This window comes from uncultured Negativibacillus sp. (assembly GCF_944388365.1).
In the GTDB taxonomy this organism is placed as follows: Bacteria; Bacillota; Clostridia; order Oscillospirales; family Ruminococcaceae; genus Negativibacillus.
The window spans coordinates 1-10,951 of the sequence record NZ_CALXIN010000064.1; the positions used below are offsets into that span (position 1 = coordinate 1).

9 protein-coding genes are annotated in these 10,951 nt (G+C 51.5%); 3 read left to right on the forward strand and 6 right to left on the reverse strand.

The features are described from left to right. The 6 genes from Q0L39_RS08545 to Q0L39_RS08570 all read right to left on the reverse strand — a co-directional run. Window positions 1-1,103, reverse strand: a 1,103-nt coding sequence (locus Q0L39_RS08545) for a DHHW family protein (protein ID WP_296628369.1), incomplete at its 3' end; no start/stop codon positions are given. A gap of 17 nt (window positions 1,104-1,120) precedes the next feature. Further along, window positions 1,121-2,509: an MBOAT family O-acyltransferase gene (locus tag Q0L39_RS08550; protein ID WP_296628371.1), complete on the reverse strand. Its 1,389-nt coding sequence runs from the start codon at window positions 2,507-2,509 to the stop codon at window positions 1,121-1,123. Window positions 2,510-2,714: 205 nt separating this feature from the next. Then, window positions 2,715-3,311: a DUF4358 domain-containing protein gene (locus Q0L39_RS08555; RefSeq protein ID WP_296628372.1), complete on the reverse strand. Its 597-nt coding sequence runs from the start codon at window positions 3,309-3,311 to the stop codon at window positions 2,715-2,717. Between the two features lie 125 nt (window positions 3,312-3,436). Beyond that, window positions 3,437-5,488 (reverse strand): UvrD-helicase domain-containing protein, encoded by a 2,052-nt coding sequence (locus Q0L39_RS08560; RefSeq protein ID WP_296628374.1) that lies wholly within the window; start codon window positions 5,486-5,488, stop codon window positions 3,437-3,439. 299 nt (window positions 5,489-5,787) lie between these two features. Next, window positions 5,788-7,770, reverse strand: coding sequence for an NAD-dependent DNA ligase LigA (ligA, locus tag Q0L39_RS08565; protein WP_296628375.1), 1,983 nt, complete (start codon window positions 7,768-7,770; stop codon window positions 5,788-5,790). A gap of 58 nt (window positions 7,771-7,828) precedes the next feature. Beyond that, a complete protein-coding gene (locus Q0L39_RS08570; RefSeq protein WP_296628377.1) occupies window positions 7,829-8,518 on the reverse strand; it encodes a sporulation protein YunB in 690 nt (229 codons plus the stop codon). A 158-nt stretch (window positions 8,519-8,676) separates the two neighbouring features. On the opposite strand from Q0L39_RS08570, the gene Q0L39_RS08575 reads away from it, so the two are divergent. The 3 genes from Q0L39_RS08575 to Q0L39_RS08585 form a co-directional block, all read left to right on the forward strand. Then, the gene (locus tag Q0L39_RS08575; protein WP_296628379.1) at window positions 8,677-9,240 is read left to right on the forward strand and encodes a DUF4358 domain-containing protein; all 564 of its coding nucleotides are present in this window, start codon (window positions 8,677-8,679) and stop codon (window positions 9,238-9,240) included. Between the two features lie 166 nt (window positions 9,241-9,406). Beyond that, window positions 9,407-10,705, forward strand: a complete 1,299-nt coding sequence (locus Q0L39_RS08580) for a DUF1576 domain-containing protein (RefSeq protein WP_296628381.1) — start codon at window positions 9,407-9,409, stop codon at window positions 10,703-10,705. 45 nt (window positions 10,706-10,750) lie between these two features. Further along, window positions 10,751-10,951 (forward strand): hypothetical protein (locus Q0L39_RS08585; RefSeq protein ID WP_296628382.1); only part of this gene is annotated, 201 nt, incomplete at its 3' end.

Sequence of the window (10,951 nt, forward strand, 5' to 3'; positions counted from 1 at the left end):
ATCTCATCATAGTTGTAGGTCAAAAACGGAATCATGCTGTTGGCATAGGAGTCATTGAACAGCAGCAGACGGCTGGTCTTGCCTTCCTCGTGGTTGAGGTTGTTGCTGCTGACAATCTTGGTGTAACCGGCATTGCCCCAGGTAAACGCCGCATACTTGTCGCGGGTATCGAACTTGCGGGTGTCCATCAGGCCGTTCACTTCCAGAAGCTCCATCCCGTCGATGGTTTTCAGCTCACCCAGCGAGGCAAGCTCCTTGTCCTCGTCGAGATTTGCTGTAAAGGCGAACTGTTCCACCGGCACATCGTACCAGGTGATGGTATCAGGCTCCTGTCCCGGGCGTTTTGCCTTGGAATAGAAGGTTCCGTAGAAGTCCTCCACCTCGTTTGCCTCGAGCGATGACAGCTCCACCGGCGTCAGACCCTTCTGGTTGCAGTATTCGACGTAGGCATAGTAAGCACCCAGTGTGGTCCAGTGGTGGTCGGTATGATAGCAGATATATTCGTCATCGTGAGCAGAAAGCGTGTCGGCGAAGTCGATCACCTGCACGCCATCGTCCGATGCTGTCAGGTCATCGTAGATTTCCTGCGTCTCAGCAAGCTGATCCACCCCAGGGAAGCCCTCCGGCACCTTGTCCTCCAAAATCGCATAGGAGTTTGGCACCAGCGACACGGTGATGTCCTGATCGTACATCCGGAGGAAGGAACGCAGCATTCCTACCGAGCGTTCCATCGACTGCTGTGCCACCACATTGGTTCCCGAGTTTTCCAGGCGTTCCGGCACCAGCTCCAGCTTTTCAAACAGATAGCCGTCGTCAGCATAGGTGATGCCGTGGGATTCGATGCGGCCCAGTCCCTGGTCGGCAGCTGCCTTGAGGGTGATCCAGTCGTCACGTCCGACAAACTGGTCGTTGATATACTGCACATAGTTGTTGCCGAAGCTGCCGCTGACAAAGCTCGACCAGGAAAAGGAAGGCTTGGCGCTGAGCTTTTTGTTTTCAAAATCGGAAAACGTGCGGTCGGCATTAAACACATCCACCGCAAAGACGACCATGACAAACAGTCCAAACAAGATTGCCATGGGATTTTGCAGAATCTTTTTCATTGTGTATCCTTCCTTTCCTAAAAGTTAAAGTACAAGAACGGGCTGTAAGTGGAGTCGACCATGAAGGCTACCGACACCAGCAGCACCACCGAGAGAAAAACGGTGCGTACGACGCGGTTTTTGCCCAGGCGGCTGTCTGCCAGCACCTTGAAAAACGGAGTCGATGCCAGCACGCACAGAATCAGCATGCCTGCATAGTCGCGCAGGTAGTACATCCAGTCGTTGCCGCCGTTGAGGCTGAACAGTCGCTGCAGCAGCTCTCCCAGTGCGGACAAATCGGACAGTGCAAACAGCGCCCAGCCGATCATGACAAAGAAAATCAGGTAAACATGGGAGAGGATGCGGCTTTTTTCCAGCCGCTTGAGCAGGAAGATCTTCTCAATCATCAGCAGCACGAAGAAATACAGTCCCCAGAAGATGAAGTTCCAGTTCGCACCGTGCCAGAAGCCGGTGAGGAACCACACTGCAAAGATATTGAAGAAATGGCGGGCACGTCCCACGCGGTTGCCGCCCAGCGGGATATAGACATATTCACGGAACCACGAACTGAGGGTGATGTGCCATCTGCGCCAGAACTCGGTGACGCTCTTGGAAATATAAGGATAGTTAAAGTTCTGCGGGAAGAAGAAGCCGAGCATTCTGCCCAGACCGATCGCCATCAGCGAATAGCCGCTGAAGTCAAAGTAAATCTGGAAGCTGTAGGCAAGCAGTCCCATCCAGGCAAGCGGAGTGGAAACATTTGCAAAGCCCAGTGTCTGCACCTCGGTCCAGAGTGCACCGATGGTATCCGCCAGCAAAATCTTGCTGGCAAGGCCCATGATAAACAGTCCTGCGCCGTCGTTGATCTGCTCGAGCGTAATCTTGCGGTGCTTCAGCTCCCTGCTGATGTCCGAATACAGCACGATCGGGCCGGCAATCAACTGCGGGAACAGCACGACAAAGGTACCAAAGTCGATCAGATTGTGCTCCACCTTGATTTTGCGGCGGTAGACGTCGATGGTGTAGGCCATAATCTGGAAGGTATAGAAGCTGATGCCCAGCGGCAGATGAAACTCGGAGGAGCTGAGCAGCGGCAGGCTTGTCCCCAACAAGGCGTTAATATTGGAAAGGAAGAAGTTGGTATACTTAAAGAAGAGCAAAAAGCCCAGGGTGATTGCAAAAGCAATCCAGAAGCAGGCGCGGCGCACTCCTTCCTTTTTGTCAAAGCGTTCCATCAGCAATCCGGCAACATAGTTGACCGCGATGGAAACAAGCATGATCGGAAAGAACTTGGGTTCTCCCCAAGTATAGAAAAACAGGCTGGCTAAAAACAAAACGGTATTTTTCAGTTTTGTAGGGGCCAGATAATAGATCAAAAAGGTAATCGGTAAAAACCGAAACAGAAACAGCAGACTGCTGAAAACCAAGGCAGTAACCTCCTAAATTGTTTTTTTCCGACACAATTACACAAGCTCTGTGCCGAAAGTCTTACCAATACAGGGTAGCAGATTTTATGTAAAATATCAAGAGATTTTCTCCAAGAGGTCATATTTTTACAATTATCCTTTTTCTATCCTTCCATACGCAGTGATGCAGGGCAACCAATCGGGCCGCCCTGCATCGTTTTCCCTGCTATTCAAAATAACCGTTGACAATTTTCTGGGCACGATCCATCTCGCTGTCGTAGCCCTTTTCACTGTCGCCTGCAATGACAAGGAACAGATAGTTGCCCTTCTGGATGATCTGACCAGCCTGTGCCTTTTCGTATTGGTCGGGCAGATACTCCTCAAAGTTTTTGACAATTTCCTCCTTGCGGGCTTCCAGCGCCTGTCTGACCGCATCCACCTTGCCGTCCTTGACCTTCAGACCGATGATGTGGTCAGCGGAAGTATTGACGGCAGAATATTCGCCGTAGTACTCCTCAATGTCGGCTGGGTCTACGCCAAACACCTCTTTAAGCGAACTTTCATCCAGTTTTTCCGGCATGGTGATGCCCAGCTCTTCTCCCAGCTGCATGATGACATCCTGCAAACGACTGCCGGCTGCCATAATCATGCCCTGTTCATTCTCCATCATCTCTTTGGCGGTGTCCATTCCCGACGACATGTCTTCTTCGGTGCGGGTTTTCGCATCCTTTTCCAGCTGCCCTACCCTGCCGTTCTCCGAACAGCCTGCAAATACACCGGCTGTCAGAAGAGCGGCAAGGAGCAGCGAAGTCATTTTTTTCATCACTTTTCCTCGTTTCCATTTTGAAATTTGGTCGCATCAGACTCGATGCACTGTTAGTATATGCAGACAAACCGCCTTTCAACCAAACGGGGAAATTTTTATCAAGCTTGTATTCTTTTCATATTTTATTGCAGAAAATCTGATTTTTTGCCGCTGCAGGTAACATCCAGCCGATGCATCGCTCGGGTGCAGGCGATGTACAATAGACTCTGCTCCATCTGGGTCCGATAGTTTTGCTGCGATACCCCTGGCAGAATGACCTGGTCAAACTCCAAACCTTTGGACATATGTACCGAGGTGACCACGATGCCCTGCGAAAAGCTGGTGCTTTCAAAGTCGAGCAGCGTTACCTCTTCACCCGCCTGCTGCAGCTTCTCAAACAGCTCTCCTGCTTGGCTTTGCGATTTGCAGATAATGCCCATCGAACCAAACGAGGAGTTGCGAAACTCCTCCATCAGCTGACGCACCCTGGCAAGTTCTTCCTCTGAATCCGCACACTCCGAAACGGTCGGCAGTGGACCATGGCGCTCGATCGAAACCAGCTTTTTGTTGTTGAGGATCTTTCGGGCAAACTCGGAGATTTCCAGCGTGGAACGGTAGCTCTTGCACAGCTCGATGGTTTGACAGCCCTCGAAGTACGGCTCGATCTTTTCGATGCTGGAGGAGCTGTACGGGTTGACACTCTGAAAGCTGTCGCCCAGAATGGTCATCCTGCAAGAAAACAGCTTTGCCAGCACTGCATATTGGATCGGGGTATAGTCCTGCATCTCATCGACCAGCAGATGCTTGACCTTTTCATAGCCGCGGTCGACTCCCTCAAAGAAAAGTTTGGTGTAGAGAAACGGATAGAGGTCCGCATATTCCAGCGTCTTTTTGCCTGCCATGCAGAAGGCCTGCGGCTGACCGATCGACTCATAAAAAGCCTGATACAACGCCATTGCATCCGGCAGAAGGAACATGTGCTGGACGGTATCGCGCACCTTCTTGGCTGCCTTTGGGTCCAGCTTCTTTTCATTCTCTGCGCGATATTTATGCAGAATTCTATCCGCGATTTTGCGCAGGCGCACCTTGATGGAAAGGTTCTTGTAATAATGGTATTCCTTTTCGATGCTCTCTTTGGAGGCAAACACGTCCTCCACCGACAGATCTTCCGGCGCAAAGTAGCGCTCCTGTGCCTCCTCCAAAAAGGACTGAAGCTGCTTGACAAACTGATTGGTCGCTTTCAGACGGATTCGTTCCCGTGCTGCCGGATCTTCGTTTTCGATCAGCGATTCCACCTGCTGTGCAAAGGTCTGATACTTATATTTCTTTCCCATGTATTCGCGGGCAAGTTCATCAAACTCAATCTCCGCGATGTTTTCCTCGCCCAGCTCTGGAAGGACGCTGGAGATATAATCGGCGAAGACCTTGTTCGGAGAGATAATCAGGATGTTCTGGGAATTGAGCACTCCTCTTTGACGGTAGAGCAGAAATGCGATGCGGTGCAGTGCAATCGAGGTTTTGCCCGAACCGGCAGCTCCCTGAATAATCATCACCTTGGCTGTTTCGTTGCGGATGATCTGGTTCTGCTCCTTCTGGATGGTCGCCACGATGTTCTTCATCTTTTCGTCCGAGCTGTGGCTCAGCTCCTTCTGCAGCACCTCATCGCCGATGTTGAGCGACGATTCGATCATGTAGTCCATGACTCCGCGCTGAATCTTGTACTGGCGTTTGAGACGCAGCTCTCCGTCCACCTCTCCCATCGGAGCAAGATAGTGCGCCGGTCCGATCTCGAAGTCATAGAACACGCTGGACACCGGCGCACGCCAGTCATAGATCAGATTGTGCAGGCCTCCTCCGCGGGAAAAGCCGTACACACCGATGTAAAACACTTCCTCTTTGTCGTCGTGGCAAAAGTCGATCCTGCCAAAGTACGGCGAGTCGATCAGCTTGGTGACCCGCTTTTTCTGCTTGAGGACATCCTCCCCGAACAGCGCCTCCTCCAATACCGATACACGGCTCATCGCCTTTTCCACTTTATCCAGCTGTGCCTGGTTTTCGTACATGTACTGTTTGAGTCCCAAAATCTTTTCCTGGTACTCCTGGAGCTTTTCGTCCAGCTCCACCAGCTCTTCCTTCAATTCCTTTTCAATCTCGTCCAGATAGAGCCGCTCTTCCTTTTCTGTCGGATGAAGCATCATCCTTCCTCCTCCCTGTTTCTCTTCTTTTGTTTTGTTTCTTTCTTTAATAAGTATAAAGGAAATTTCAAAAAAGTATAGACTTATCTTTTGATTTGTGGTAATGTATTGTTATAGTACGTCTATCAATACAGGCAGAATTCGTATGTTTATTCATAAATATTTGATATATTCACTATATTAAGCATAAATTTACATTTTGCTGCCCTATCCTGATAAAATGACAGATAAAAAGGTTGCTGTTTTTTATAAAAACAGCAACCTTTTTTGCTGAAGCTATTCTTTTTAAGAAACAACTGTTACTTTGCCATCTCCAGCAGCTGTGCTTCGGTAATGACCTCGATGCCAAGCTCGTTTGCCTTGTCCAGTTTGGAACCGGCTTCCTCGCCCGCTACCACATAGCTGGTCTTTTTCGAGACCGAACCGGACACCTTTCCGCCCAGCGACTCAATCAGTTCCTTTGCTTCGCTGCGCTTGAGGGTTGGCAGCGTGCCGGTCAGCACAAAGGTCTTGCCGGCAAAGGTGTCACCGGCGGCCTGTTTGAGGCTCTGCATATTGACTCCCACCTCTGCCAGACGGTCGATCTGCTGACAGTTTTGCTCCCCTGCAAAAAATGCCACAATGCTTTCGGCGACGATCTGACCAAAGCCTTCCAGTGCGGTCAGCTCCTCGACTGTCGCCTGACGCAGACGCTCCATACTGCCAAAGTGCTGGGCAAGCTGTGCCGCCGTTTTTTCGCCGATGTTCGGAATTCCCAGTGCAAAGACGACTCTGGACAGATCGTTTTGCTTGGAGCGTTCGAGCGAAGCCATCAGGTTTGCTGCACTCTTTTTGCCCATGCGGTCGAGCGAAGCAATCTGCTCCTCGGTCAGATGGTACAGGTCCGCAGGAGCATGTACCCATCCTGCACCGACCAAGCCTTCCAGCACCGCCGGACCCATGCCGTCGATATCCATGGCATCGCGGGAAGCAAAATGAATGAGGTTGCGCATCAACTGTGCCGGACACTGGATGTTCGGACAGCAGACAGCAGCCTGTCCCTCCTCGCGCACCACGCGGGTATGGCAGGACGGGCAGTATTCGGGCAGATGATAGACCGGTGCGCCGCAGTGTTGTGCCACCGCGACCACCTCCGGGATAATGTCGCCGGCTTTGCGCACAATGATTTTGTCACCGACGGCGATCTGCTTCTGGTCGATGAAATCCTGGTTGTGCAGCACTGCACGGCTGACGGTGGTTCCTGCCAGCTGGATCGGCTCAAAGACTGCTGTCGGCGTTAGCGCGCCGGTGCGTCCTACCTTGACCTCAACATCCAGCAGAGTGGTGACCTTCTCCTCCGGCGGATACTTGAAAGCGACTGCCCAACGCGGGAATTTGGCAGTAGCGCCGAGCTGTTCGCGCTGGGACAGATCGTCAACCTTAACGACTGCACCGTCGATATCAAATCCATAGCTGCCGCGCCGCTGACCGATGGCCTCGATCTCCGCGATGGCAGCCTGAATGTTGTCTACTCGCAGGTAGGACGGCGACACCTGAAATCCCAGCTCGTGCAGTACATCGAGCGACTGTTTGTGGCCGGTGATCTCCAAGCCCTCGACCTGCTGGAGGTTAAAGATAAACACATCCAGTCCGCGCTGAGCGGTGATTTTCGGATTTTTCTGGCGCAGCGAACCAGCAGCGGCATTGCGCGGATTCTTAAACGGCTTTTCCTCGCGCTCCTCCTGCTGTGCAACCACCTTTTCAAAGCTCTGCACCGGCATGTACACCTCACCGCGCACCTCCAGATACGGGATCTGCTGCTTTAAACGCAGCGGAATCGAAGCGATGGTGCGCAGGTTTTCGGTGACATCCTCACCGACAAAGCCGTCGCCGCGTGTGGAGCCGCGCACAAACACACCGTCGCGGTATTCCAGCGACACCGACAGACCGTCGATTTTCGGTTCCACCACATAGAGCGGATGGTCGATCGTTTCCCGCACGCGGCGGTCAAAGTCCTCGACCTCCTCGGACGAAAAGACGTCCTGCAGCGAACCCATCTGCACAACATGCTCCACCGGAGCGAAGCTGTTGGAAGCGTGACCGCCCACCCGATGGGTCGGTGAATCAGGGGTGAGCAGCTGCGGATACTGCTGCTCAATGTCGATGAGCTGGTGCATCAGCTTGTCAAACTCATAGTCGCTGATGGTGGATTCATTCTTCTGATAGTAAAGATCGCTGTAATAGTTTATCTTTTCGCGCAGCTGCTGTGCAAGCGCAGCTGCCTGTTCAAAATCCAGTTGCATAATCGTCACTCCATCCGTTTTTGGTGATACCTTATTATAGCAAGTTTTATACAAAGTTTCAATTTTCCTCATCCGCTTTTTTCTGCTCAGCAAAGCCTCCCTGTGCATACAGCTGCGGCACCTCGCCTGCAATCAGCCGTTCCTCCAGCAAAAAGGTCGTTTCGCATCCTGCGGGCTGGCTGACTCCCGCCAAGGTAGTATTCAGCTCCAGTTTGACCTTCATCTGCACCTGATATACCGTCTGGTTGATTCCTGCCGACTGGATGTTCTGAACAAAGTCCACCTGGGTGCTCCCGTAGGGTTCGACGATAAATTCGATGCGCGGTCCACGACCATTGAGCAGCGCGCCGCCCAGGATGGTTCCAAGCGGAATGGACAATTTGCGCTTTGGAAGCTCCGTCACCTGCTCGGTCAGCCGAAGGGTAAGATCTGCTTTGAGCAGATTTGCCTTCTGTGCATCCATTCCCACCGACAGGATACGACCATCCTCGTCCCGCTCCACCTGCATAAATTCGCCGCCGTATTCCTGCAGGCTTTCTGCCACCTGAACACTGACCATCTCCGCTGCCAGATTGTTTCCCTGCGTCCTTGCTGCCAGACGAAGCGTCGGCACCGCTTTGAGCTGAAAGGCATTGAGCAGCAGCAGAATGACTGCAATCAACAGTCCCCAGACCAGCGGCTGATACCAACGCTCCCAACCGGTTTTGCCCAGATGGCGACAGCACCGCATTGCAAACCGACGCCGCATCTTTTTCCCTCCCGTTCTTGATAAATTTTTTTCTAAAATGCTATGCAATAAAAAGCTTTCATCCTGACACTATTATTCCGAAAGGGCAAAAAAGATACACCTTTCCATATGAAACATCAGAAAATAAAACTTTTTAAAAGAAACGGAGAATTACAATGATGAAACGTATTTTAGTATTCTGTCTTGCAGCTGCATTGGCACTGGGCGCACTGACTGCCTGCCAGTCTGGCGATTCCTCTGCACAGGGCGGCAGCTCCTCGGCTCAGGAAGAACAGGTCAAAGAGCCTGCACTGGACGACATCGTACAGGCAGTCAAGGATACTTATGGCGAGAACTATCTGCCTTCCATGGATATTACCGAGGAAATGCTCTCGGACATCTACGGCATCAACACCGACAACATCGAGGAATTCTATGCACAGGCTCCGATGATCAGTGCTCATGTAGATACCTTTATTGCCATCAAAGCCGTGGAAGGCAAAGGCGAAGAGGTAGAAAAAGAGCTTCAGGCTTATCTGGACTACATGGTGGAAAACTCGATGAACTACCCAATGAATATCGCCAAGGTACAGACCGCTAAGGTGGTCCGCCATGGAGACTATGTGTTCTATGTCATGCTGGGCGCTTACAACGACAACCCAGACGCAACCGAGGAGGACAATGTCAAATTCTCGGAAGAACAGGTACAGATGGGTCTGGACACCATCGCTTCCTTCTTCTAATCGTTACACTTCGCGGCAGCCGCAGAGGAAAACCTCTGCGGCTGTTTTTTTTTGCAAATATTTTTGTTCTGGGAAGGGCGGATTCTCGTCCCATTTTCTTGACGAAAAGCACCTGTATATATTAAAATGAAAGAAAACGGATGTTGTCAGAATGCGGCTCTTTTCAATGATCCTGACAACACCAAGAGGAGTGAGTGTCATCGACGTTCCAAGTAACAGTACCAAGCACAGCACTGCTGACACCATTGAAAGGATTCTTTGGGCAGTCGCCATATCCATGATGTTGTTTGCCTTCTGTTTGGATACCCCATCGGGGATTTTCCAGGGCATCTGGCGCATTATTCTGCACCCTGACGGGCTGATTACCGATTACAGCAGCGTCGGTGGATTTGGTGCCACCTTCTTTAACGCGGGTTTGATTATGGCAGCCTCCATTATTATCGTCAAGCTCAGCCATGCCATGATCAGTGGTCCCACCATCGCCTGTATCTTTTTGATGGCAGGCTTTGCGATGTTCGGCAAAAACGTTGCCAACATCTGGCCCATCATTCTGGGTGTATTCCTCTTTTCCAAGGTAAACCACGAGAGCTTTTCCAAGTATGTTTACATCGCTCTGTATGCGACTGCCCTCTCTCCGCTGATTACTGCGGTGGCCATCGAATCGGAAAATATGTTGCAAAAACTGATCGTTGTCATCGTGTTTGGCGCTGTCATTGGTTTTCTGACACCGCCGCTGGCTACCTACTGTCTGAGGGTTCATCAGGGTTACAATTTGTACAACGTCGGATTTGCTGCCGGTCTGGTGGGCACACTGATTGTGTCGGTGATGAAGTCCTTCGGCTTTGAAATCACCACCAGCCTGGTCTGGACCTACGAGAACAATCCGCTGGTTGTCGGATATATGTACCTGCTCTCCACCATCTTAATGGTGGCTGGCTGGTGGATGACCCCCGATAAACGCTCCCTCAAGCGTATCTATCGCCATTCGGGACGTCTGGTCGCTGACTTCATCCTGCTGGATGGTCTGCCGATCACCCTGTTCAACATGGGAACGCTTGGCATCTTTGCCACCACCTATATTCTCCTCATCGGCGGCACCATCAACGGCGCCACCATGGGCGGCATCTTCACCATCATCGGCTTTGGCGCCTTCGGTAAACACCTGCGCAACGTCGTTCCGGTGGTGGGCGGCGTCTTTCTGGGATCGCTGGTCAAGGTATGGAGCATCAATGATCCCAGCGTTCAGCTCGGTGCGCTGTTTGCAACCGCACTGTCTCCCATCAGTGGTCAGTTTGGCTGGCCATACGGCATTCTGATGGGCTTTCTGCACTCCTCGATGGTGCTCAACACCAGCATCCTGCACGGAGGACTGAACCTGTACAACAACGGTTTCTCCGCCGGCATCCTTGCGCTGATTATGGTGCCCATCATCGAAACCTTCCAAAAGCGTAAAAATCATATGTAATTTTATTTGACAGATAGACATTCAAAAAGAAAGGATTTTCCAGGTATGAATTTTACACGCAAAAAGGTGACCACCATCGTCGATGAACTGACCACCTTCTTCTTCTCGGTGGGCTCGGACGATATGGTCGTCAAAATCAAACAGAAACCGGACGGCTTCCACATCTTTTTCGCCAGCAATTTTGACCTCAGAATGCAGCGCGCTGTCGAGCATCTGGAAGAGTATCTGACCCGCGGACGCGCTCCT